This is a genomic window from Methylomonas sp. 2BW1-5-20 (assembly GCF_052474515.1).
Genome location: NZ_CP184127.1, coordinates 2,725,249 through 2,749,185, shown reverse-complemented (window position 1 = coordinate 2,749,185; position 23,937 = coordinate 2,725,249). Strand labels below are relative to the sequence as shown.

23 protein-coding genes are annotated in these 23,937 nt (G+C 50.7%); 13 read left to right on the top strand and 10 right to left on the bottom strand.

What is annotated here, in order from left to right; genetic code table 11:
• Positions 1–4: 4 nt before the first annotated feature.
• The 4 genes from yajC to queF form a co-directional block, all read right to left on the bottom strand.
• Positions 5–355, bottom strand: coding sequence for a preprotein translocase subunit YajC (gene yajC / locus ACH50O_RS12560; protein WP_446808133.1), 351 nt, complete (start codon positions 353–355; stop codon positions 5–7).
• 107 nt (positions 356–462) lie between these two features.
• Positions 463–1,323: an archaetidylserine decarboxylase gene (gene asd / locus ACH50O_RS12555; RefSeq protein WP_446808132.1), complete on the bottom strand. Its 861-nt coding sequence runs from the start codon at positions 1,321–1,323 to the stop codon at positions 463–465.
• On the bottom strand, positions 1,320–1,604 hold the full coding sequence (locus tag ACH50O_RS12550) for an EscU/YscU/HrcU family type III secretion system export apparatus switch protein (protein WP_446808131.1): 285 nt from the start codon (positions 1,602–1,604) through the stop codon (positions 1,320–1,322). Before ACH50O_RS12550 ends, asd begins: the two co-directional genes overlap by 4 nt.
• A gap of 6 nt (positions 1,605–1,610) precedes the next feature.
• Complete coding sequence (gene queF, locus ACH50O_RS12545; RefSeq protein WP_446808130.1) at positions 1,611–2,000, bottom strand: preQ(1) synthase; 390 nt, start codon at positions 1,998–2,000, stop codon at positions 1,611–1,613.
• A 290-nt stretch (positions 2,001–2,290) separates the two neighbouring features.
• Here queF and ACH50O_RS12540 point away from each other — a divergent pair, with 290 nt between their 5' ends.
• The 11 genes from ACH50O_RS12540 (at position 2,291) to ACH50O_RS12490 (ending at position 14,062) form a co-directional block, all read left to right on the top strand.
• Positions 2,291–2,653 (top strand): hypothetical protein, encoded by a 363-nt coding sequence (locus ACH50O_RS12540; RefSeq protein ID WP_446808129.1) that lies wholly within the window; start codon positions 2,291–2,293, stop codon positions 2,651–2,653.
• 207 nt (positions 2,654–2,860) lie between these two features.
• Complete coding sequence (gene smc, locus ACH50O_RS12535) at positions 2,861–6,361, top strand: chromosome segregation protein SMC (protein WP_446808128.1); 3,501 nt, start codon at positions 2,861–2,863, stop codon at positions 6,359–6,361.
• The gene (locus ACH50O_RS12530) at positions 6,361–7,098 is read left to right on the top strand and encodes a cell division protein ZipA C-terminal FtsZ-binding domain-containing protein (RefSeq protein WP_446808127.1); all 738 of its coding nucleotides are present in this window, start codon (positions 6,361–6,363) and stop codon (positions 7,096–7,098) included. Before smc ends, ACH50O_RS12530 begins: the two co-directional genes overlap by 1 nt.
• A 71-nt stretch (positions 7,099–7,169) precedes the next feature.
• The gene (gene lepA / locus ACH50O_RS12525; protein WP_446808126.1) at positions 7,170–8,969 is read left to right on the top strand and encodes a translation elongation factor 4; all 1,800 of its coding nucleotides are present in this window, start codon (positions 7,170–7,172) and stop codon (positions 8,967–8,969) included.
• A 12-nt stretch (positions 8,970–8,981) separates the two neighbouring features.
• Complete coding sequence (gene lepB, locus ACH50O_RS12520; RefSeq protein WP_446808125.1) at positions 8,982–9,758, top strand: signal peptidase I; 777 nt, start codon at positions 8,982–8,984, stop codon at positions 9,756–9,758.
• 99 nt (positions 9,759–9,857) lie between these two features.
• Complete coding sequence (locus ACH50O_RS12515; protein WP_446808124.1) at positions 9,858–10,235, top strand: DUF4845 domain-containing protein; 378 nt, start codon at positions 9,858–9,860, stop codon at positions 10,233–10,235.
• Entirely contained in the window at positions 10,232–10,915 is a 684-nt protein-coding gene (gene rnc / locus ACH50O_RS12510) for a ribonuclease III (RefSeq protein ID WP_446808123.1), read from the top strand. Before ACH50O_RS12515 ends, rnc begins: the two co-directional genes overlap by 4 nt.
• Entirely contained in the window at positions 10,912–11,802 is an 891-nt protein-coding gene (gene era / locus ACH50O_RS12505) for a GTPase Era (protein WP_446808122.1), read from the top strand. The genes rnc and era overlap by 4 nt, the downstream gene beginning before the upstream one ends.
• Before the next feature lie 3 nt (positions 11,803–11,805).
• On the top strand, positions 11,806–12,507 hold the full coding sequence (gene recO / locus ACH50O_RS12500) for a DNA repair protein RecO (protein ID WP_446808121.1): 702 nt from the start codon (positions 11,806–11,808) through the stop codon (positions 12,505–12,507).
• 66 nt (positions 12,508–12,573) lie between these two features.
• Positions 12,574–13,317, top strand: coding sequence for a pyridoxine 5'-phosphate synthase (pdxJ, locus tag ACH50O_RS12495; RefSeq protein WP_446808120.1), 744 nt, complete (start codon positions 12,574–12,576; stop codon positions 13,315–13,317).
• Positions 13,318–13,321: 4 nt separating this feature from the next.
• Entirely contained in the window at positions 13,322–14,062 is a 741-nt protein-coding gene (locus tag ACH50O_RS12490; protein WP_446808119.1) for a PP2C family protein-serine/threonine phosphatase, read from the top strand.
• 64 nt (positions 14,063–14,126) lie between these two features.
• Here the strand turns inward: ACH50O_RS12490 and ACH50O_RS12485 are convergent, their stop codons facing one another.
• The 5 genes from ACH50O_RS12485 to epmB form a co-directional block, all read right to left on the bottom strand.
• Complete coding sequence (locus ACH50O_RS12485; RefSeq protein WP_446808118.1) at positions 14,127–15,080, bottom strand: sigma-54 interaction domain-containing protein; 954 nt, start codon at positions 15,078–15,080, stop codon at positions 14,127–14,129.
• An 11-nt stretch (positions 15,081–15,091) separates the two neighbouring features.
• Positions 15,092–15,817 carry a sulfite exporter TauE/SafE family protein gene (locus ACH50O_RS12480; protein WP_446808117.1) on the bottom strand — a complete coding sequence of 242 codons (726 nt, stop codon included), beginning with the start codon at positions 15,815–15,817 and terminating at the stop codon, positions 15,092–15,094.
• Positions 15,818–15,908: 91 nt separating this feature from the next.
• Positions 15,909–16,832 carry a diguanylate cyclase domain-containing protein gene (locus tag ACH50O_RS12475; protein ID WP_446808116.1) on the bottom strand — a complete coding sequence of 308 codons (924 nt, stop codon included), beginning with the start codon at positions 16,830–16,832 and terminating at the stop codon, positions 15,909–15,911.
• A gap of 4 nt (positions 16,833–16,836) precedes the next feature.
• Positions 16,837–20,835, bottom strand: coding sequence for a PAS domain-containing protein (locus ACH50O_RS12470; protein ID WP_446808115.1), 3,999 nt, complete (start codon positions 20,833–20,835; stop codon positions 16,837–16,839).
• Between the two features lie 99 nt (positions 20,836–20,934).
• Entirely contained in the window at positions 20,935–21,921 is a 987-nt protein-coding gene (gene epmB, locus ACH50O_RS12465; RefSeq protein WP_446808114.1) for an EF-P beta-lysylation protein EpmB, read from the bottom strand.
• 73 nt (positions 21,922–21,994) lie between these two features.
• Here epmB and efp point away from each other — a divergent pair, with 73 nt between their 5' ends.
• Together efp and epmA are read left to right on the top strand one after the other, a co-directional pair.
• Positions 21,995–22,564 carry an elongation factor P gene (gene efp / locus ACH50O_RS12460; RefSeq protein WP_446808113.1) on the top strand — a complete coding sequence of 190 codons (570 nt, stop codon included), beginning with the start codon at positions 21,995–21,997 and terminating at the stop codon, positions 22,562–22,564.
• Positions 22,561–23,541 (top strand): EF-P lysine aminoacylase EpmA, encoded by a 981-nt coding sequence (gene epmA / locus ACH50O_RS12455; protein ID WP_446808112.1) that lies wholly within the window; start codon positions 22,561–22,563, stop codon positions 23,539–23,541. Before efp ends, epmA begins: the two co-directional genes overlap by 4 nt.
• Before the next feature lie 91 nt (positions 23,542–23,632).
• Here the strand turns inward: epmA and ACH50O_RS12450 are convergent, their stop codons facing one another.
• On the bottom strand, positions 23,633–23,908 hold the full coding sequence (locus tag ACH50O_RS12450; RefSeq protein ID WP_446808111.1) for a hypothetical protein: 276 nt from the start codon (positions 23,906–23,908) through the stop codon (positions 23,633–23,635).
• Positions 23,909–23,937: the final 29 nt, after the last annotated feature.

Here is a 23,937-nt window from a genome sequence, read left to right as displayed (position 1 = left end):
AAACTTACTCTTTGGTTTTTTTGCTGTTCAAGGTTTTGTAAGTGCCTTTAGGCATCATGTTGGCGATGGCATGACGTTGTACTTGAATAAAACTGTTATCGGAGACTTCCAGTTTGACGAAGTTGTCGTCCAATTCCGCCACTTTACCCAGAATGCCGCCGGTGGTGACAACTTCGGCGCCTCGGCCCAGCGCCGCCAGCATTTGTTTTTGCTCCTTGTTACGCTTGGATTGCGGGCGGATAAACAAGAAATAGAAAAATATCAAAATTCCCAATGGGAACAGCATGCCTTCAAAACCGGGTTGTACGGCGGAGGGCGCTGTTTGGGCCAGCGCGTCAGAAATCAAAAAACTCATGGTAATCCTCTTATTGTTATCGTCGTGTAAAGGTCCGGCCGGGCGGACAGGCGCGCATTATGCCACACTAGCAACGCTTATCGCATTCCGGCGTCAATTTGCCCGGCTTACCCCAATGTCCGGCCGATAGCCTGACCAAGCCGTACGGCTTTGCCTGCGGAAAGATCTTCGTGCCAAGTGGTTTTGTCTTTGCCGAACAACACAATAATGGTCGAGCCCATATTAAATCGGCCCATTTCCGCGCCTTTTTCAAACGTCGGCGCGTTGTCTCCATAACGCCAGGTTCTGGGGGCGCTGATGCTTGGTGGGGTCACTACACCGTGCCAGACGGTTTCGACGCTGGACACGAAAATCGCGCCGACTAGTATCAGCGCCATCGGGCCGGCTTCGGTGTCGAATAAGCATGCTACGCGTTCGTTGCGAGCAAATAAATTCGGCACCGAACCCACGGTAGTGTTGTTCACGCTGAACAGGCGGCCGGGAATATGCACCATTTCCGTTAAGGCGCCGGCCAGCGGCATATGCAGGCGGTGATAATCCTTCGGCGATAGATATATGGTGGCGAAGGAACCGTTTGCAAAGGCCTGTGCCCGTTCGGCATCGCCGCCGAGCAATTCCAGTGCGGTGTAGTCGTGGCCTTTGGCCTGGAAAATTCGGCCGTTGCTGATCTGTCCGGCTTGGCTGATTGCGCCATCCGCCGGACAGGCTATCGCATCGGCAGCGGCGGCAATTGGGCGGACGCCATCCTGCAACTCACGGGTAAAAAAATCGTTAAAGCTGGCGTAATGCTCGAGATTTTGATACTTGGCCTCGTTCATATTCACGCCATATAAATTGACAATCGATTTGATGAACAGGTTCTTCCAGGTTTTGTTTTGGCAATGGGTCAGTTTGGACATCAAGCCGGAGAGTGCGTGATGAGGCAACGCGTATTGCGGCAGCACGGTAAAAATTTCTTTTAAGGTCATGATTCGGAATCGGGGGTTTTGCCGCTGATAAAATACGCAAACGCGATGACTTCGGCGACAGCAATATAGAGTTGTTGGGGGATTTCCTCGCCGAGCGGCACTTGTGCCAGAATTCGCGCCAGTTCAGGTTCGTTTTGCAGCGGCACGCCGTGTTTCTCGGCGATGGTCAGGATTTGTTGAGCGGTAAAGCCTTCACCTTTGGCCGTGACTTTCGGCGCATTCTTGCCGTCGTATTGCAGGGCGATGGCAATGTCACTGTTGTAGAAGGTTCTACCGTTCACGTCGATTTAGGGTAGATTCACTAATTCGGGTGCCTGCCAGTTCGGATCGCGATGCTCGGCGATTACGGTGGTATAAATGCCGCCGCGCACGTTGAATTCGGCGCGAAGACGCATGAAGCTGGGTGAGATGGCGGCGGCGATGTGGTCGAGAATTTCGTTGGTGACTGCTTCATGAAAAGCGCCGCGTTCGCGGAAAGTCCACATATACAGCTTCAAGGATTTTAATTCGACGCACAGTTTATTGGGTACGTATTCCAGAACCAGTTTGGCAAAGTCCGGTTGTCCTGTCATTGGACAGAGGCAGGTGAATTCCGGTATGTCGATGCGAATCGTGAAGTCGCGGGCGGGTCTTGGATTTTCGAAAGTGGTGAGGTCTGAGCTGGGTTTTGTGGTCATTGTTGCCGTTGGTTGGTAATGAAGATCCGATCGGGCGGAATGGAATTAAGGGTTTTAGGAGCGCAATTTTACCAGCTAAGAGGCCGGAAAAAATCAAACATTTAAATTCAATGACTTGTAAGGCGGATGTTTCGGGTTCTGCCATGGATTGCTGGCTGCATGAGCGCCGATTATTTCAGCGCATTTTCGCAATACAATAATCTACAACAAGCTATTATTACGGTAGAATTATGTTTGGGCAGATTACAAATATTGCTAGACAACATTGTTAAATTGTATGGGAGCCGAAGATGGAAATAAACTCAAGCTATCCAACCCCAAATCCTTTGTTAGGCCAAGTGTCCGGGCGAGACAAAAAGCTGGGCGGTATCGAAGAGTCCGCTGAGCGTAGCAAGTTGACCTCTCAAAGCGGCGATGTCGAAAAGACGCCGCAGGCCCGCGGTAGCGACACTGTTAGTTTGTCCTCGGAGTCGTTAAAACTTGCGCAAGCGGCAAGCCTGCAAAGCAGCAATAGCGATGCGCGGATTGAAAATCGGGAACAGGCTCAGCAAGTGGTTGGGCAGCTGATTTCCGGCATTTCGGCTAATCAAGGTCAAGCTCAATCCGTATACCGTAACGTGTCTCGAACTGGCGTAGCTTCGCTGCTTAACTGATTGCGTTGGTGGCCGGCGAGTTTGCGACGCTCGCCGGTTTGCAATTCTGACAGGGCGCCTCATAACTTCGGTTTGGCGGCAAATCCCGGTACCCGGCGCTACCCTTGCCGCATCATTATCTGATTTATTAAAATCCATTCGAATCTAATCGTCATTTCGTCGATAATAGCCGGCTTTGTAAACGGTCTTGAGCGTCTTTAATCAGGCATGAAGCTGGAAAAAATCAAACTTTCGGGTTTCAAATCCTTTGTCGATCCCACCACGATACCGATCAACGGCAATTTAACCGCGATTGTCGGCCCCAACGGGTGCGGCAAATCCAATATCATCGACGCGGTGCGCTGGGTGATGGGCGAAAGCTCGGCTAAGCATTTGCGCGGCGGCAATATGGCTGACGTGATTTTCAACGGCTCGTCAGGGCGCAAGCCGGTCAGTATGGCCTCTGTAGAGTTGGTGTTTGATAACAGCGAAGGCAAGGCCGGTGGCGAATATTCGCAATACGCCACTATTTCCATCAAACGCCAGGTCAGCCGCGACGGCCAATCGCTATTCATGCTCAACGGTTCCAAATGCCGACGCAAGGATATTACCGACTTGTTCTTGGGTACCGGCCTCGGTTCGCGCAGCTACGCAATCATCGAGCAGGGCACGATTTCCCGAATGGTGGAAGCCAAACCCGAGGATCTTCGGGTGCATATCGAAGAAGCGGCCGGCGTTTCCAAATATAAAGAAAGGCGTTCGGAAACCGAAACCCGCATGCGCCATACCCGCGAAAACCTGGAGCGGCTGAACGATTTGCGCGATGAGGTGGAAAAGCAAATCAAAAATCTGGCGAAACAGGCCGAAAAAGCCGAAAAATACACCGAGCTAAAAAAGCAGGAACGCCAATACAAACAAGAGTTGCTAGCGATGCGCTGGCAGAACTTTCAGCGTTCGGCGCAGAAGCTGGAAGAAAAACTGCAAAGTATTGCCGCCGAGCACAATCGCTTGTTTGTGCTGTTGCGCGACACCGAAAAAGCCATGGAGCTGAAACGCGGCGAACAGAAAGCTCAGCAGCAGCATCTGGATAACACCCAAGCCGAATATTATGCGGTGGTTGCAGAAGTCAGTCGGTTGGAACAGACCATCAAGCACAATCAGAAAAGCCACGAAGAAACCCTGATCGAAATCAATCGCTTGAAACTGCAAGCCGAGCAGGCACAGTCCGAATGTGAGCAGGACCGGCAGCAGTTGGAGGAAATTCGCCAGACCCTGCTGGAAGCCGAAGAAACCATGATTGTGGCTCGCGAACGCGAGGAAGACTTGCTGGGCATTCAACAAGACGCGCATCTGCAAAAGCAGCAATGGCAACAGCAGTGGGAAGCCTTTTTGGCCGAGAACGCCGGCTATCGCGAACAAGCCGAAGTACAGCGGACCAAGCTGGTACAGTTGGAAAATCAAAACCGGCAGTTGCAGACGCGCTTGGACAAATTAAACGGCGAACGCGGTGGCCTGGCCGATACTCAATTGCAACTGGAGTTGGAAACACTGGATAGCAGCATCGAATTGATCGAAGCCGAGCGCGAGCAATTGCAGCAGCAACTGGAGGTGGTGCTGCAACGCATCGCCGAACTGCGGCCGGCCATCAAACAGTTGCACGATAGTCTGCACACCAATCGCGCCGAGTTGCAAAAGGTCAACGGTAAAATCAGTTCCTTGGAATTGTTGCAGCAGCATGCGATGGGTAAGGACAAAAAAGAGTTGGGCGTCTGGCTGGAACAGGTAGGGTTGGAGCAACAACCGCGCTTGGCTGAGTTTCTGGATGCCGAGGAAGGCTGGGAAACCGCCGTGGAAACGGTGTTGGGCAGCTATTTGGAGGCGATCTGTGTGGATAGCGCCGATTCGATACTGGGCGAGTTGCAGGACTTGACCAAACAATCCTTGGTGGTGTTTGAAACGCATGCTACTCCAACCGGCGCGAGTGCCGACTCGGCGGCTTTGGCGAGTAAGCTGCGGAGTCGCTGGGATTTATCCAGTCTGTTGAGCGGCATCTATTGCGCAGAAACGATGCAACAAGCCCGGCAAATGAATTTGCAGGCGCACGAGTCGGTGGTGTTGGCCGACGGCACCTGGCTGGGTAAGGACTGGATTAAGATCAGCCGGGGCAGCGACAGCAAGGCTGGGGTATTGCATCGGGAAAAGGAATTACGTGAACTGAAGCAGCGGCAAAGCGAATTGCAGATGACTATTGCCGAGGAAGAAGAAGAACTGGCCAATTCCGAACAGGAACTGAAAGCCGCCGAAAGCAATCGCGAGCAATATCAACAAAAAGAAAAGCTGCTCAGTGCCGAGTTTTCCGCAAAACGCGCCGAATACAGCGCACAATCGGCGCGCTTTGAGCAGCAAAAGCGCCGCCTGGAGCAACTCGATCACGAAATCGAAGAAATCAGCCAGCATCTGGCAGAAAACGCCGAAAGCATCTCCGAAGCGGAGATGATCAAGCTGGATGCCGAGCAAGCTTTGGGCGATCTGGGAGAGAAGAAAGCCGACTTGGAGCAACTGAATCAACAGATTCAAGCCCAACAACAAAACACTGACGCCTCAGTCGATGAGGCGCGCCGGCATTTGCATAGATTGCATGCGCAAATCGAATCGCTGAAGTCCTCGGAAGTGCTGACCGCCAAGCAGATCGAGCGTTTGCAATTGCAACATCAGCAATCGGCCGACCGTATCGCCGAGCTGGAAAATAAGTTGCACTATGCCTTGGCGCCGCTCGACGACGAGAAAATGCAGCTGGAAGAATTATTAGAGAGAAAAGCGGAATTTGAGGACAACTTGCAGTCCGAGCGCCAGGCCCAACAAGCCAGCGAACAGACGGTCAGTCAGTTGGCCGAGCAATACTCGCAAACCCAACGGTCCTTGGAAAAACAAAAAGAAGCGCTGGATCAAGTGCGTTTCGAGCAACAAGATAGCCGGGTACGTCAGCAAACCATTGCCGAGCAGCTTACCGAGGTCGATGCCGATCCGGAAGTAATATTGGCTAATCTTACGGAAGGCGCTACGGAAGCCAAATGGAAAAATGCCGTTGATGATTTGACCGATCAGATCGAACGGCTGGGTTCGATTAATTTGACCGCGATCGAGGAATTCAAAACTCAATCCGAACGGATGAAGTTTTTAAATGAACAGCATGACGATCTGGTCGATGCGTTGAATACGCTGGATCAGGCGATCAGCAAGATCGACAAGGAAAGTCGCCAACGCTTTAAAGAGACTTTCGATAAGATCAATAGCGGCTTGAAGGAGAAATTTCCGCGCTTGTTTGGCGGTGGGCAGGCTTATCTGGAATTAACTGAGGATGATTTGCTGGAGGCTGGCGTGAATATCATTGCCCGCCCGCCCGGCAAACGTAATAGTTCGATTCACTTGCTGTCCGGCGGCGAAAAGGCTTTGACGGCGGTGGCCTTGGTATTTTCGATTTTCGAACTGAATCCGGCGCCGTTTTGTTTGTTGGATGAAGTGGATGCGCCGTTGGATGACGCCAATGTCGTGCGGTTTTCGCAGATGGTGGAGGACATGTCGGCAACCGTACAGTTTTTGTATATTTCGCACAACAAAGTCACAATGGAAATTGCAAAACATCTGGCAGGTGTTACCATGAAGGAGCCTGGAGTATCCAGAATGGTGGCGGTTGATATTGATGAAGCAGTGAGCATGGCAGAAAGCTAATGGATAAAGAATTATTAAGAGTCGTGATTATTTTGATCGGCGTGCTGGTGATGATCGGCATGGTGTTGTGGCATTTCATCAAATCGTTGCGGGAAAGACGCGCGCCTGACGATTATTACGATGATGACTCTTATGACGACCGTGTGGTTGACGAGTTTTCCGTCGAAGAAGACGAAGATGAGATGGATGTATTTGCCTTGGGCTCTGAATTGGTTGACGGCGACGGGTTGTTAGATGATAAGGCCATTAAGCCCAGCCCGAAATCTCCCGCCGATGTCTCGCGCCGGGAAACCGAGAAAAAACAGGCGGCTACGCAGGCTAATTCCCGACGACTGGAATTGCCGGCGCTGATCGAATTCAGCATTGTTGCGCGCGCCGATCAGGGCTTTAACGGCGAGGATTTATTCGAAGCGTTTGAACGGGTTGGTCTCAGATATGGTAGCGTGCGGGTGTTCGAGCGGGTGGATGCGAATCGTATGGTTGATTTTGCTGTCGCCAGCATGGTCGATCCAGGTACGTTTCCCGACACCGGGCTGCAGGACTTTTATTGTCCCGGTATCGTGTTTTTCATGCAGCCGCGGGAAGTGGACGAGCCGTTGGCGGTATTCGACGACTTTATGGAAACCATCGACATTCTGGCCGATGAGCTGGACGGTGTGGTTTGGGATAATCAGCGTCAACCATTGACAGCGGAAACCGTCGCCCAATTTCGGCAAATACTGGCTAAGGCCGCCTAAGACTTTACATCGCGCGAGGCAGGGAGCCGCCGCATTTATCCAGTAAACCTAACGAATTAACTAGAAGCTAAGTGGATCAAAAAAATATCAGAAATTTCTCCATCATTGCCCATATCGATCACGGGAAATCGACATTGGCAGACCGATTTATTCAAATTTGTGGCGGATTAAGCGACCGGGAAATGGAGGCGCAAGTACTTGATTCCATGGATCTGGAGCGGGAACGCGGTATCACCATCAAGGCGCAAAGCGTTACCTTGGATTACAAAGCCAGCGATGGCATCACCTATCAATTGAATTTTATCGATACGCCGGGCCACGTGGATTTTTCCTACGAAGTCTCGCGTTCCTTGGCGGCCTGCGAGGGAGCTCTGCTGGTGGTGGATGCCGCGCAAGGCGTGGAAGCGCAAAGCGTGGCCAACTGCTATACAGCGATCGAACAAGGATTGGAAGTGGTGCCGGTGCTGAACAAGATCGATCTGCCCTCCGCCGAGCCGGAACGGGTGATGGAGGAAATCGAGAATGTCATCGGCATTCCGGCCGACGAAGCTTTGAAAATCAGTGCCAAGACCGGAATTGGCGTTGAGGCGGTGCTCGATCAATTGATTCAAAAGATTCCGCCTCCGGCCGGGGACGAAAATGCGCCCTTGCAAGCCTTGATCATTGATTCCTGGTTTGACAATTATCTAGGTGTGGTGTCGCTGGTGCGCATTGTCAACGGCAATCTGCGCAAAAAACAAAAGATTACCGTGATGTCGACCGGTAAGTCGTTTTTGGTGGAGAAACTGGGAGTCTACACGCCAAAGCAGTTGGAGAAGCAGCAGTTGCACACCGGTGAAGTGGGCTTCATCGTCGCCGGCATCAAGGATATTTTTGGCGCGCCGGTCGGCGATACCATTACCGCGACCGACAACCCGGCCAGTGATGCTTTGCCTGGATTCGAAAAAGTCCAGCCGCGGGTATTTGCCGGTTTGTATCCGGTCAGTTCCGACGATTTTGGCGCCATGCGCGAAGCCTTGGATAAGTTGCGCCTGAACGACTCGGCGTTGAATTACGAGCCGGAAACCTCGCAAGCCTTGGGCTTTGGATTTCGTTGCGGCTTTCTGGGTATGTTGCATATGGAGATTGTGCAGGAGCGCTTGGAGCGCGAATACAATATCGATCTGATTACCACCGCGCCGACCGTCATTTACGAAGTCGAAACTCATGGCGGCGAAATCGTGATGGTCGATAATCCGGCGAAATTGCCGGATGTCGGCACCATTGTCGAGATTCGCGAGCCGATTATTCTGGCGAATATTCTGGTACCGCAAACCTATCTGGGTAATGTGATCAATCTGTGTATTGAAAAACGCGGCGTTCAAAAAAATATGCAATACGCCGGTAGCCAGGTGTCGCTGAGCTATGAGTTGCCGATGAGTGAAGTGGTATTGGATTTTTTCGATCGTTTGAAGTCGGTCAGTCGCGGTTACGCGTCCTTTGATTACGAGTTCCTGCGCTTCGAGCCGGCACCGCTGGTGAAATTGGACGTATTGATCAACGGCGACAAAGTCGATGCTTTGTCTATTATCGTGCATAGAGATTTGAGCCAGAATCGTGGTCGCGACCTGGTCGAAAAGATGAAAGATCTGATCCCACGGCAAATGTACGAAGTAGCGATTCAGGCGGCAATCGGTGTCAAGGTGATCGCTCGCTCTACCGTAAAAGCCATGCGCAAAAATGTCACAGCCAAATGTTATGGTGGCGACATTACTCGGAAGAAAAAGCTGCTGGAAAAACAGAAAGCCGGTAAAAAACGGATGAAGCAGGTGGGTAGTATTGAGATTCCGCAGGAAGCCTTCCTGGCGGTGTTGCAGGTCAATAAAGAATAATAACGATTAATTATGGATTACGATTTTTCATTTTTTCTGGTGGTGGCCAGTTTTGTCACCGGCGTCGTCTGGGGTGGCTATTGCTTATACCTGAAGCGGGCCAATCTGCCTTATCCTACCGAGAAAGAACCGCTATTGGTCGAATATGCCCGTTCGTTTTTCCCGGTGGTATTGATTGTATTATTGCTGCGCTCGTTTTTGGTGGAACCGTTCAGGATTCCGTCTGGATCGATGATGCCGACATTATTGGTTGGCGATTTTATTTTGGTGAATAAATTCAGTTACGGGGTGCGCTTGCCGGTACTGAATAACAAGATTATCGAGATGGGCGAGCCGAAACGTGGTGATATCGTGGTGTTTAGATTTCCGAAGCAACCCGAAGTGGATTACATCAAGCGTGTCATCGGTTTGCCGGGCGACCGCATCGCATATTTCGATAAAAAGCTTTACGTCAATGGCGTGCCGGCTAAGCAAGTGTCGTTGGGACGCTATCAGGGTGTCGGGCAGGGTGCTAATATGAGCGGTGCCGAGCGCTTGGAAGAGGATTTGTTGGGGGTAGAGCATTCAATCCTGATTAGTCGCGGAACTTCAACAGTGGAGGATGTGTTCGTCGTACCGCCGGGGCATTATTTCGTCATGGGCGACAACCGGGATAATAGTAACGACAGCCGTTATTGGGGTACCGTGCCTGAGGCCAATCTGGTGGGCAGAGCCTTTTTTATCTGGATGAATTGGGACTGGCAAAATAACGGCATTGCTTTTGATCGACTTGGTACCGTACTGCGTTGAGTAATTTGGGATCTATCAGCCTTGGTTTTTTAAGGTTAGGTCTGTCAGGGTTTACAGTACTTGCCGGTCTTAAAGCTAATTTTTTCAAGGGGTAGTGTTATGCCGTCATCATTAAACAAACAACGCGGTTTAACCTTTCTATCGATTGCCTTTATCCTGGCATTGATCGGGTTTTTTACGTTATTGATTCTAAAAATAGCGCCGATCTACATTAATCATAGTCGGGTGGTCAACGCCTTGAAAGCGGTCGAAAAAACCACGGACATAGTCACTAAAAGCAAAGCGGAAATAAAAACCAGTTTGGAGAAACGCTTCGATATGAATTACGTCGAGCATGTCACTAACGACAATATCAAAATCGTCGCGCAGCCGGGATATGTGCGGGTTGAGATCGACTATGAGCGAGTGGAACACATAGTGGGGAATTTGAGTGTGTTGGTTGAGTTCCACGAGGGATTCGAAGCTGGCAACAAGTGATTAAAAAACCCGAGACTCTTGCCCAAAAACTGGGGTTGATTTTTAGTGATCCTAGCTTGTTTGCCATGGCTTTGACTCATCGGAGCATGGGAGCCAGAAACAATGAACGTCTGGAATATCTGGGGGATTCGGTGTTGGGCTTCGTGATTGCCCAGAAGTTGTACGAGCTGTTTCCCGACGCGGGAGAGGGTGCCTTGAGTCGCTTGCGGGCCAGTTTGGTGAACCAAAACTCGCTGGCTGAGTTGGCTCGGCAGCACAATATTGGGGATTATCTGATTTTAGGTTCCGGCGAGCTGAAAAGCGGCGGATTTCGGCGCGACTCCATTTTGTCGGATGCGCTGGAAGCTATCATGGGGGCTCTGCTGAAAGACCAAGGCATCGATGCCTGTCAGCGCTGGATTCTTCAATTATTTACCGAAAAACTGGCTGCGCTCAAGGTCGACGATTGGACCAAGGATCCTAAAACGCGGTTGCAGGAATTGATGCAGGCCAGCCGCAAACCTTTGCCGGTTTACGAATTGGTGGGGATGTCCGGTGCCGATCATGCGCAGACTTTTGAAGTGAAATGCAGTGTGGCGGTGACTCAGGAAACCTGCAATGGTGTCGGTATTTCCCGGAAAAAAGCCGAGCAGGCCGCCGCCGAAAATATGTTAAATCTTTTACAAACCAGGGATAAATGAACTGCGGATATGTCGCATTAATCGGTAGGCCGAATGTCGGCAAATCGACGTTGATGAATCACTTGCTGGGGCAGAAGCTCAGCATCACCTCAAGAAAACCGCAAACTACCAGGCACAGGATTCTGGGTATCAAGACCACCGAGGCTGGTCAGGCTATCTTCATGGATACGCCGGGCATGCACAGCGACGAAAAAAAAGTTTTAAACCGTTATCTAAATAAAACCGCCGACAGCACCTTGCTGGGTGTGGATGTGGTGGTGTGGTTGCTGGACGGTCTGTATTGGCACGAATACGACGAGAAAATTTTCAAGAAATTAGAGCGCGCGGGATTGCCGGTGATTCTGGTTGTCAATAAAGTCGACAAGATCAAGGAGAAGGATGCGGTACTGAAATTTTTCGCCGAGGCTCAGCAGAAATACCCGTTCCAGCAGATTGTGCCGGTTTCCGCTTTGAAACGTACGAATCTTGAATTGCTGGAACAGCATATTATGGCTTTGTTACCGATAGCAGAGCCGATTTATCCGGAAGATCAGATCACGGATCGCCCGGAGCGTTTTTTTGCCGCTGAAATTATTCGCGAAAAATTGACTCGGCGTTTGGGAGATGAACTGCCTTATGCGCTGACCGTCGAAATCGAACGTTACGAGGAATTTCCGGAGCTTTGTAAAATCTATGCGGCGATTCTGGTGGAGCGCGATAGCCAAAAAAGCATCGTGATCGGTAAACAGGGCGAAATGCTGAAAAAAGTCGGCAGTGAGGCGCGTGTCGATATTGAGAAATTGATCGGCCAAAAAGTTTACTTGCAACTGTGGGTTAAGGTTAAAAAAGGTTGGTCGGATAATGAGCGAGCCTTGCAGAGTCTGGGTTTTATAGACTTCGGCGATTAACGAATGGCCGGCTCAGCCGTTTATTTGCAGCCGGCATTTGTTTTGCAACACCGGCCTTACCGGGAAACCAGTTTACTGCTCGATGTCTTCACCCGGGATTTTGGCGTAATTTCGATGTTGGCCAAAGGGGTGCGCAAGGAAAAGTCGAAAATGGCCGGCGTATTGCTGCCTTTCTGCGAATTGCGGTTGTCATTTATCGATAAAAACGAGTTGAAAATTCTGTCTCAGGCGGAATATGTCGGCGGCTATCCGTTAAAACGCTTAGCTTTGTATTGCGGCTTTTACGTTAATGAGCTGGTGCAAATATTCATTCACAAAAACGATCCCCAGCGGGAGATTTTTTTTTGCTACGAGCGTTGTTTGCGTGACCTATTGGTTGATGAACGTATCGAGCAGACCTTGCGCTATTTCGAGCTAGATTTATTGCAAGAAGCCGGTTACGCGATTTCCTTGGATCTGGAGGGAAATGGTAAGCCGATACGGCAAGAGCGGCGCTATACTTTTGAAGCCGATTTTGGCATGGTTGCCGATAGCCAAGGATTCGTGAGTGGTGATACTTTGTTGAATTTAGCTGCTAAATCTCCGCTCCTCGGTCAGTCTTTGCCTGAAGCCAAATTGCTGCTGAGAAAAATGCTGGATGGGCATTTGCAGAATAGGCCTTTGAAAAGCAGGGACGTGCTGGCGAAAATTATTAAATATTTATAGGCGAACGGCCGGGTTTGCCATTCTGGGCCTTTAACCTATCTCACTCCGCTTGCGGAACAATACTCAATGGAAAAACAAAACATCTTGTTAGGGGTTAATATCGATCATGTCGCGACGTTGCGTCAGACCAGGGGCACTCGCTATCCGGAGCCCGTGCAAGCGGCGCTCGTGGCCGAACAGGCCGGTGCCGACGGTATTACCGCGCATTTGCGTGAGGATAGAAGGCATATTCAGGATAGAGATATTTATTTGCTAAGGGATATGTTGCATACCCGCTTGAATCTGGAAATGGCGGTGACAGACTCTATGCTGGCGCTGGCCGTCAAAGTTAGGCCTCAAGCATGCTGTTTGGTGCCCGAACGGCGCGAAGAGTTGACGACCGAGGGGGGGCTGGATGTGGCAGGTGCGCAAGATAAAATGCGTAAGGCCTGTCAGCAATTGGCCGCGGCCGATATTGAAGTGTCGCTGTTTATCGATCCGGACTTCCGGCAAATTGACGCGGCACTTAACGCCGGTGCGCCGGTGGTGGAATTGCATACCGGTCGTTATGCCGATGCTGTTACCAAATCTGAACAGAAACAAGAGTTGCAACGTATCCGCGATGCAGCGGCCTATGCGCATGAGGCGGGATTGCAAGTCAATGCCGGGCACGGCTTGAATTTGGCTAATGTCGAGGCAATTTGCCGCATCGGTCAAATCGTGGAATTAAATATCGGTCATGCTTTGATTGCCCAAGCCTTGTTTTCCGGTTTGGAACAAGCGGTCAGGGATATGAAGTGGGTAATGCGGGAGTCGCGTTTACACGGTTGATCGGATGCTGACAGAGCTTGAGTTTTATCAATTAACTTCGATCGGCAATCGCGAAGTCAATCAGGACTGCATGGCGCATCGAGTATGCGCCGATTATGCGGTGTTCGTGGTCGCCGATGGTCTGGGCGGGCATTATTCCGGCGAAAAGGCTTCGCAATTTTTCTGCCGTAGTTTGATTGCTTTGGCGGAAAAATACCGGCAACACATGTCGGATAGGGTTGAGCAGGCCATGGCGGCGTGGATTGTGGAAGCGGTGAAAAAAATGAGCGAACTGTTTGCCGATGATCCCTTCGCGACTGATGCACATACTACTTGCGCTATCTTATATCTAAGCCAAGAGCGAACGATAGTCGCGCATTGCGGGGACTCGCGAGTTTATCGTATCAATCCAGAACAAGTACTGTGGCGAACCAAGGATCATTCGGTACCACAACAGTTATTTAACGAAGGCAAAATAAGCGAATGGGAAATGGGTGTGCATCCGGATCAGCATAAGCTGACCCGCAGCATTAATCTGTTGAGTGCGCCGGCAGTCGATATTGCTAGTTTCCCGGCCATGAAAAGCGGGGAAACCTTTGTACTTTGTAGCGACGGTTTTTGGGAGTTTGTTAAGGAGCAGGAGTTGCTGGCCTTGTCGCAAGAAGGTAGCGGAAAGCCGGAACTGCAAAAAATGGCAAAAATGGCTGTGTTACGCGCGCAAGGTAAAAGCGATAATGTAACCGTGCAGTGGGTACGACGGCGTTAACTGATGGGAAAGTGCGGTTTTGCGCCGGGGCTAAAAGCTTTGACCCCGGCAAACCTTGTATTATCTAGTGTGTTGCCAAGCCGTGTTTTTGAATACGGTATAGTAAGGTGTCTCGGGAAATTCCTAATAGGCGCGCCGATTTACTACGATTGCCTTTGGTTCTGTTTAAGGCTTGCAGGATCATATCTGCTTCCAGCGCATCCAGTTGCAGGCCCAATTCCGGCAAAGTAAAGTCGGAGCTGGCTGCTGTGGTACAACGGTTGAACTCGTGGGGCAAATTTTCCGGTTCGATAACTTTTCCCGACAACAAAATGCTCAATCTTTCGCAAAGATTGCGTAATTCCCGCACATTGCCAGGCCATTTGTAACTGCGTAAGGTTTTTAACGCTTGTCTGCTAAATGTAGGCGGTTCCAGGGAGTGTGCGGTTGAGAAATGCGTGAAAAAATGTTTTGCCAGCAATTCGATGTCTTCGGTACGTTGGTGTAATGCCGGCAATTCAATCGGCACGACGTTTAAACGGAAATATAAATCCTGACGAAATAGGCCGTTTGCGATCAATTTAGTAAGGTCGGCGTTGGAGGCCGCAATAACGCGGACATTAACGGTATAAGGCTTGGTGGCGCCAACGGGCAGACACTCGCCTGACTCAAGGAAACGTAACAGCTTGGCTTGAATGCCCACCGGCAAGGAATTTATCTCGTCCAGAAATAAAGTACCGCCGTCGGCAGCTTGAAATAAGCCTTGTTTGTCTGATACCGCACCGGTAAAAGCGCCTTTTTTGTGTCCGAATATTTCCGATTCCACCAAGCCTTCCGGCAGGGCTGCGCAATTTAAGGTAATAAATGGTTTGTCGGCGCGTGGGCTATCCTTTTGAATGGCTGTTGCCAGCACTTCTTTTCCGGTGCCGGTTTCCCCTTTAATCAGCACGGTGACATCGGTTGCAGCGACGATGCGAGCGCTACGAATGAGTGCTTCTATGGCCGGAGATTGTCCAATAATTGGATTGAAATTATCCACTGTAAAACCTCTCAAAACGTCATGATGTGTTCAACTCGCATCGGGTTCAGCCACGGGAAGGCTGCCAACAATGCAAATATAATAAACAAGGCAGCTACAGCGTGTTTAAAGTGCCGTATTTTCGAAAGCCTCGCCAGAATTGAGGTCATTATACCGACTCCCATCACGGCAGGTAAAGTACCTAGGCCGAAAGCAAACATCGTGAGAGCGCTGTGGGTGATGCTGCCCGTGGTGGCCGCTAGAGCTAATGCCGTATAAATCAGGCCGCACGGCAGCCAACCCCAGACCATACCGAACAGAAAGGCTTGGGTGCGGCTTTGTACCGGAATCAAGCGGCGGCCGAACGGTTCGATCAGTTTCCAGAAGCGCGCGCCCATTTTTTCGATATAGGCAAAACGCGGAAACCAGCCGCCAAGATAAAGTCCCGCGCCAGCCATCACGATGGCAGAGATTAGTTGTAACAGTCTATGTGCTTGGCCTTGGGTAAACGGTAGGCTTAGAAAGCTTTCCAGTATTCCGACTAATATTCCGGCACAGGCATAGCTAAGTATCCGGCCCATGTTGTAGTTCAGCACGATGCCGAACAAACGGCGTTTGTCGTTGCGCAGTTCGGGTTTTAGGCTATAGGTTAGCGTACCGATAATGGACCCGCACATGCCGATGCAATGAAGGCTGCTGAATAGACCCATTGCAAACGCGGCAAGATAGGAAGCATTAAAGTCGAGGTAAAGATGCATAAACAACAAGCCGGGCAATTAGGTGTATAAATCGTTAGGGGGAGGATTATAGACTGTTTCATGATTGTTACTGCGGCGGTGATCACCGAAATCAAAGCGTGCTGGTCAGATTATTGCCGCAGACCCGGTTGCGACCTTGGTTTTTGGCTTGATAGAGCGCGTCGTCCGCCGCTTTTAGCAAACTGGCGACATCGTCATGGGCATGGGCCTGTAATGTCGAGACGCCAATGGAGATAGTGACGAAAGTGTTGGGATTGTTCTTAGTGTGATGAATTTTTAGCTTTTCGACCGTCTCTCGATATTGTTCAGCGCGGAGCATGGCGCCGATATTGTCGGTATTGGGCAGCAAGATTGCAAATTCTTCACCGCCTAGTCTGGCTACGAGATCTTCGGGTCTATGGGTAAGATTTCGCAGTGAGCCTGCCACGCGTTTCAGACATTCGTCGCCCATGGGGTGGCCGTAGTAGTCGTTATATTGCTTGAACGAATCGATATCGACGATCAATAAAGACAAGGGCATCCCGGTACGTTTGGACTGATTCCATTGGCGTTCCAGAGCCGCATCGAATGCCCGCCGGTTGGGGATTTCCGTCAATCCGTCCAAAGAGGCCAGTTTTTCCAATAAATCGGATTTAGTCTTCAATTGAATTTGGGTTCTGACTCGGGCCAACACAATAGACGGTGAAAACGGTTTGGTGATGTAGTCGCTCCCGCCGATTCGGAAACCGTTCACTTCGTCTTCTTCGGAGCGCTTTGCGGTTAAAAAGATGACCGGAATATTACGGGTTTTATCCGCCGACTTGAGTTGACGGCACACTTCATATCCATCCATTTCGTCCAGCATAATATCCAATAGAATCAGGTCGGGCAGTTGGGTAGCGGCGATATGTAAAGCCAAGTCACTTTGCACGGCCACTTTGACTGTGTAATAGGGCTCGAGAATATTCTTGATCAGATCGAGATTCTCCGGACTGTCGTCCACGGCGAGAATGGTGTGGGTGCTCTTCTTGTCCATTATCCTACATCCCATGATCCAGTAAGTGGTTAAGCGCTTGGGCGGCATCGACGAACTGGTAGTTGGCAATTTGTTTTTTGATCGGCAATAACGCTTCTACTAGCTCTTTTTCTTCGATGTTGGCCAAAATTTGATCGAGTTGTTGGTCCGCATCGGAGTCGAATACCTGTAACTTATCGATCAAAATGGCTAGTCGCTGCCGGATTTCCAGCGGCGACAAACGCGATTGGCCGATAACGATACGTTCGCTGCCTGCCAAGGTGCTGTTTATGCTGTTAACCACCTTAGTCATTTCTAATGTGGTTGCGGCTATATTGCTATCGATATGCGGTACGTTGGCAATATTGGGGCGATAGTCAATTAGCGACTCTTCCAGCCGCACTAAGTGGCTTTGCAATTGGAGCGCACCAAGCGAACCGGCCAAGCCTTTTAAAGTATGGACTAATTGGTAAGCTTTGTCGTATTCGTTGCCAATAAAAGCTTGCGCGATGTCGTTCATCGTTTCGGTGTGGTTTTCGGCGAATTTCAAGAGCACTTTTCGATAGACCGCCCGACTGCCGGCGGTATGTTGCAAGCCCGTAGCGCTGTCTATACCGTAAAGATAGGGAATCTGGAGATTTTCCTGCTCGCCGTCGCTAGATGAGAAGAAACCCTGACCGCTATAGCGCGGTAATATCCACTTGACCAGTGTCGTATATAGAGTTTCCGGCAATATCGGTTTACTGATGAAGTCGTCCATGTCGGCCTGTAAGCATTTGTTGCGGTCATTGCTCATCGCATTTGCGGTCATTGCTATCACTGGGAGCGTTTGACAGCCGGGGATCATGCGTAAATGTTTTGTGGTCTGGTACCCGTCCATCACCGGCATTTGCACGTCCATCAAAACGCAGTCGTAAACGGTTTGTCGCAATTTGTGCAAAGCAATTTCCCCATTCTCGGCAACTTCGATATTTAAATGCGCTTGCTCCAGCAATTCTATCGCCACAATGCGATTTACTTCGTTATCTTCGACCAACAGAATGCGAGCGCCGCTGATGTGCTGAAGTTTGCCGGTGTCCACCGGGTTTTTTTGTTGATATTGAGCGTGGCGTATCGAGGCCAGGCTGGTAATCCCCAGCTTGACGCTAAATGTAAATGTCGATCCCACGCCCTCTCTGCTACTAACGCCGATGGTACCGCCCATTTGTTCCACTAGTTGTTTTGAAATGATTAGTCCCAGTCCGGTGCCGCCGTAATTGCGGGTGACGCTGCTGTCACCTTGGCTAAACGCTTGAAATAACTTGGCCTGTTTTTCCGTATCCATGCCGATGCCGGTATCGCTGATACTGAACTGCAAACAGGTATGTTGCGCGGAGCGGCTCAGTTCGGCTAGCGTAACTCTTACTTCGCCTTGTTCGGTGAATTTGATGGCGTTGCCCAGCAGGTTGATAAAAATTTGCCGTAGCCGCTGCGGATCGCCGACGACGGTATGAAAAGTGTGATCGGCTGGCGGCCTGATCAATGCCAAGCCTTTGCGGGCACAAAGTTCGGCCATCGTGGAAAATACGTTGTCCAGCATTTCTTCCAGTAAAAAAGGCACCGATTCTAGGTGCATCTTGCCGGCTTCCATTTTGGAAAAGTCCAGAATATCGTCAATGATAGTCATGAGCGAGCGCGATGCGGTTTCCACCCGCTCCAAATAATCGCGCTGTTTGGCGGTTATGTTGCTGTTCAGGCAGAGTTCGACCAAGCCGATGATCGCATTCATCGGCGTCCTGATTTCATGGCTCATATTCGCCAAAAACTCTGATTTGACTCGGGTTGCCTGCTCTGCTTGCCGTTTTGCTTCCAGCAGGCGTTGTTCGGTTTGCAGGCGGTCGGTAATGTCCTGCATGGTACCCTGGATGCCGGAGGTTTTATTGTTCGCGTCGCGGATTGCCTTGCCGCGTTGATGCACATGGCGAATTGTCTGGTTGTGGAGGATTATTCTGTGTCTGAAATCGATAATTCCGCTATCAACGCCATTTTGCATGGAGGTCTTAAAAAAGCTCTTGTCATCGGGATGGACGAGTGTGCCGAGAAAGCTGGCGAAATTCGGGGTAAAACTCGCTCTATCGGTCGCGGTGATACGGTACATTTCATCCGACCAACTGAAGTGATTGTCGGGCAAATGCCAGTGCCAATCGCCAATATGCGAGATGCTTTGCGCGGCCAACAGGCGTTGCTTTTGGTCTTGGAGGGCATCTATTGCTCGGCTACGCTCCAATTCGGCGGTAATTTGCAATGCAAATAGTTTCAAGGTGTCGTTGGCAAAAGTCGTGTCTGGAATGGGTCGGCAATACGACACGGAAATAAAGCCGAAGCTGTTTTGTTGTTTATCCAGTAACGGAATGCCCAGATAACCCTCTATCTGCTTGCGCCTTAGCCAGTCGGCGGCGGGAAATTGTGTCGCAACATCATGTTCGTGGCAGCAAATATTGCCGCTGGCCACATCTTGGCACGGCGAATCCTGCAGGCTGAATTCGCGATTGGCGACAATTTTGCCGTTTGCGCATAGCGACAGACTGCGCGCTCGATTATCGTCCAACACTTCGGCGATCATCGCGTAGTCGGCGCCCAAGGTTTCCGCAGTCAATAAGGTCAGGTTATCCAATAAGGACGTGGCATTTTGCGGCAGGTTGCTGGAAACGATATTGCGGATCACGCTGCTTTGCTGGCGCTGCTGGGTGATGTCGGTAACCAGGCCTTGGTAATCGATAATTTTGCCTTGTTCGTTGCGGACCACCATCTTCCGGTCCTGAACCCATTTGATACTGCCGTTGTGGGTAACGATACGATAGGGTTGATGCAGAATCTCCGAGCAATTGAGATCGTCGTGACATCTATTGATCTCGTCCAGGAAGGCGCCCGTGTCATCGGGATGAACAAAGTTTAAATAAAACACATGGCCGGTGATCAGTTGCTCGACGCTGTAGCCGAAAAGCTGGCGAGCATTCTCAGTGGCGAACTCGATCGGGAGGCCTTGCGAATTGTTCCATTTCAACACCACCGCAGCACTCTGGCTGATGATTTGATAGGCACGTTGCAGATTATTTTCCGACTGTTTCCGCGCGCTAATGTCTTGGTGGGTACCGCATAGCCGGCTGGGGTCGCCGCTAATCGCGTCATAAGCGACAACCGCCCCGGAACCTTGTATCCAAACCCAGTGGCCAAGCTTATGCCGCATACGAAATTCCACGACATAAGGGCGGCCGGATACTATATGTTCGGCCAGAAGTTTTTGCACCCGGTTCCTATCGTCAGGATGCAGACGTTTATCCCAGTCGCTGACATAATTATCGAGTTCGTTTGGCGTTAGGCCCAGCATGTCCAGCCAGCGCTGGTTGACGATGTGTTTGCCGTTTAGATAATTCCAATCCCAATAGCCTAGCTCAGCACCGTCGATTACCAGTGCAAGTTGTTCTTCAAGCAGTTTGCGCGGGGTGATGTCGATGTGAAACTGGATTAACTTACTGTTATTGTGTGTTGAAAGACGGGTAAGTGAAATTTGTTGCCAAGTTTGGTTTGGGAAGGCGAAGTCTGCCGCTGGCATGGCCTTACCGGCTCTGATGTGCTGACATAAAGGACATTCGGTTTCTTGATGATTGGGCGGATGGAACCAGGCATGGATAGTTTGCCCGACTAAAGCCGAAGCATCCGCGCCGGCCATCGACGCTGCGGCTGTATTGGCTTTGCGTATGATACCTAGGCTATCGACCAGGACGGTGGCTTGATCGAGATGATCGTAGCAGTCGTCTGTTCGGGGCGATTGCAACGGGAGTTGCCGACGATTGGACAACAAAGTACCAAAAATCAATAACACGGCCAATGCTGGCAATACTATCTTTAATATTTGTGAGGGTTGTCCGCTGCCGTTAATATTTTGATACAGTGCGACCGCGACGTCGCCGGCTAACAGTAAACACGCTGCGACCATCACGATGGGGGGTATCTGATTGGCAGGAGGGTCGTGTTTATCTGTCATAGTTGGTTGGTGTCGGGAACGAAACCTTGCGGGTTTGGAAAAATCTTAGCTTGGGTAGCGAGAAATGTGAATTGATGTTGGCGGAAAAGTGTCCCGTGCTTAGCAAATTAAGATTTTATAAGCCGCTCCCGCCTGCTCTTTAACTAATTTCGGGACCAGATAGCCCGGCAGGTGTCGTTGCATATGTTCAAGTAGCTGTTTGGCAGCAGTTTCGGGTATTTCAAAATGGCCGGTGCCGCTGGCGCGGTCCAGCAAATGCAGATAGTAAGGTAACACACCGAATTCAAATAGTTTCTCGCTTAGTTCGCAGAGTGTATTGCCTGCATCGTTCACGCCCCGCAGCAGTACGCTTTGGTTTAACAAAGTGATGCCTTGCCGGCGCAGTTCGCGGCAAGCGATTCCAACGGCAGGACTCAGTTCGTTGGCGTGATTGGCGTGAAACACCATGACAATTTGCTGCGGCAGGCCGGATAGCATTTCGAGCAGTTGTTCAGAGATTCGCATTGGCAGCACGATGGGTACGCGGCTGTGAATGCGGATACGGCGGATGTGTTCGATTTCACCCAGACGTTGTAATAACTGACCAAGTTTATCGTCATTCAGCAGCAAGGGGTCGCCGCCGCTCAGGATCACTTCGCTGACTTCCGGACGATTGGCGACATAGTTAACGGCTTGCTCAAGCTTTTGCGTCGATAGCTGCTGCTCGGCGTACGGAAAATTACGGCGAAAACAATAACGGCAATTTACCGCGCAAGCGCCGGTGCTAATTAACAGTACCCGGCCGTGGTACTTATGAATGATGCCGGTTGCGGCAACGGCATCGAGGTCGCCCACCGGGTCGTGGCTATAGCCGGGATAGTCGATCAGTTCGTCTTGAATTGGCAGTACTTGTTTCAGCAATGGGTCATTCGGGTCGCCAGGGCGCATGCAATCGGCAAAGCCGCGCGGGACCCGGAGCGGAAAGGCTTTGAAATTGGATAATAGGGCTACGTTGTCCAGCGGAATTTTCAGATGCTCGCAGAGGGCTTCGACGCTGGTGAATGCATCGGCAAGCGCCTGTTGCCAAGCGGCGGTTTGGGTATTCAATGTTGCTCCGGTTTCCGATTAAAAATCTTATCCATTATAATCGCCCGACTATTATTTGTTTCACGAGGAAAAAATGGCGACTTTTAGCACCAACGAGTTCAAGGGCGGTTTGAAAATCATGCTGGACAACGACCCTTGTTCGATTATCGAAAACGAATTTGTGAAGCCGGGCAAGGGGCAGGCGTTCAATCGGGTCAGGATCAGAAATCTGAAAACCGGGCGGGTGATCGAGCGCACTTTCAAATCCGGCGATACCGTGGAGGGTGCGGATGTCGTCGATAAGGAAATGCAATATTTGTATAGTGACGGCGAATTCTGGCATTTCATGGTGCCGGATACCTTTGAGCAGTATCAAGCCGATAAAAACGCGGTTTCCGATGCCATTAAATGGTTGAAAGAACAAGATGTTTGCACCATGACTCTTTGGAACGACTCGCCACTGTCCGTAACACCGCCTAACTTCGTGGAATTAGCGATTACTGAAACCGATCCGGGCCTGAAGGGCGATACCTCCGGCGGCGGCGGTAAACCGGCGACCTTGGAGTCCGGTGCGGTGGTGCGGGTGCCGTTGTTTGTGCAAATCGGCGAAGTGATTAAAGTCGATACCCGTACCGGCGAATACGTTTCCCGCGTCAAAGAGTGACGGTACGCTGGCAACCGAGTTGCCCAATCCAGCATTTACGCGTTCGCGCGCAAATGCTGGCGGCGATACGACGTTTTTTCGACACACGGGAAGTACTGGAAGTCGAAACACCGCTACTGTGCCGGGCCACCGGCACGGATCCGCAGCTGGATTTTTTCAGCAGTCAATTTAATTTTCCACCCAATCAACAAACCCTGTATTTGCAAACTTCCCCGGAATTTGCGATGAAGCGGCTGTTGGCTGCCGGCAGCGGCAGTATTTACCAAGTCTGCAAGGCATTTAGAAACGGCGAAGCCGGGCGTTATCACAATCCTGAGTTTACTATTTTGGAGTGGTATCGGGTCGGCTACGATTTACAACAATTAATGGCGGAGGTCGCCGAATTATTGCAGCAGGTTTTAGCGCCGTTCCATGCGGTATTGCCAGTCAATCAGACTAGCTATCGGCAACTGTTTCTAGCGTCCACCGGCTTGGATCCCTTGCGTTTTTCCGTGAACGAATACCATGCATATGCTGTTGCCAATGCATTTCCAGAAGCAATTGATCTATGCGGCGATGATCATGCTTTATGGCTGGATTTCATTTTTAGCCACCGCGTTCAGCGCATGATGGACAGTGGGGCGATTTATCTGCTGCACGGATACCCGGCGATCCAGTCCTCATTGGCTCGTTTTAGTGCCGGCGATCCGCGGATCAGCGAGCGCTTTGAGCTGTTTGTCAACGGGGTGGAGTTGGGAAACGGTTTTTTTGAACTGGCCGATCCCTTGGAGCAAGAGGCTCGTTTCGACCGGGAAATTGCCTATCGGCTCGACCGGGGCTTGCCCGCGGTGAGCAAGGATGAGGCATTTCTGGCGGCATTGAAATCCGGCTTGCCCGACTGTAGCGGTGTGGCGATCGGTTTGGATAGGTTATTGATGATTGCGCTCGATAGTACGTCGATCGACGAGGTACTGACATTTCCAGTTGGCCTAGCTTAATGGCCGAGTCCGTATCGACATTGAAAAACTCCCCCTTCGCCGAAGGGGGAAAAGTAGGTAGGATTTCCCTAAAAACGATTAATCGGTTTGCTTAATAAGGCCAGCTAAGTGAGCTTTTTTGTTGGTCCGGATGATCCGCTGCATCCAGTGCGTTTTGAATGTCGTCCATAAAAAAACGTCTGAGGCCACGGCCAAGGCGTTGCGCCAGCATCGGTAGAGCTTGATCTTTATCCAGGTAAGTCACGGGTTCGCGACCGTTACGGTAATTGCTCAGAGCCCGTCTGACTGCGGAACACAGATAGCACTCTGTGCCTTCCGGGACTGTGGCGTTTAAATCGCGAAGTAGATGTGGAGTTATTTTATTCATAGCATCCCCCTCCTCATTCGGAGTGTTGG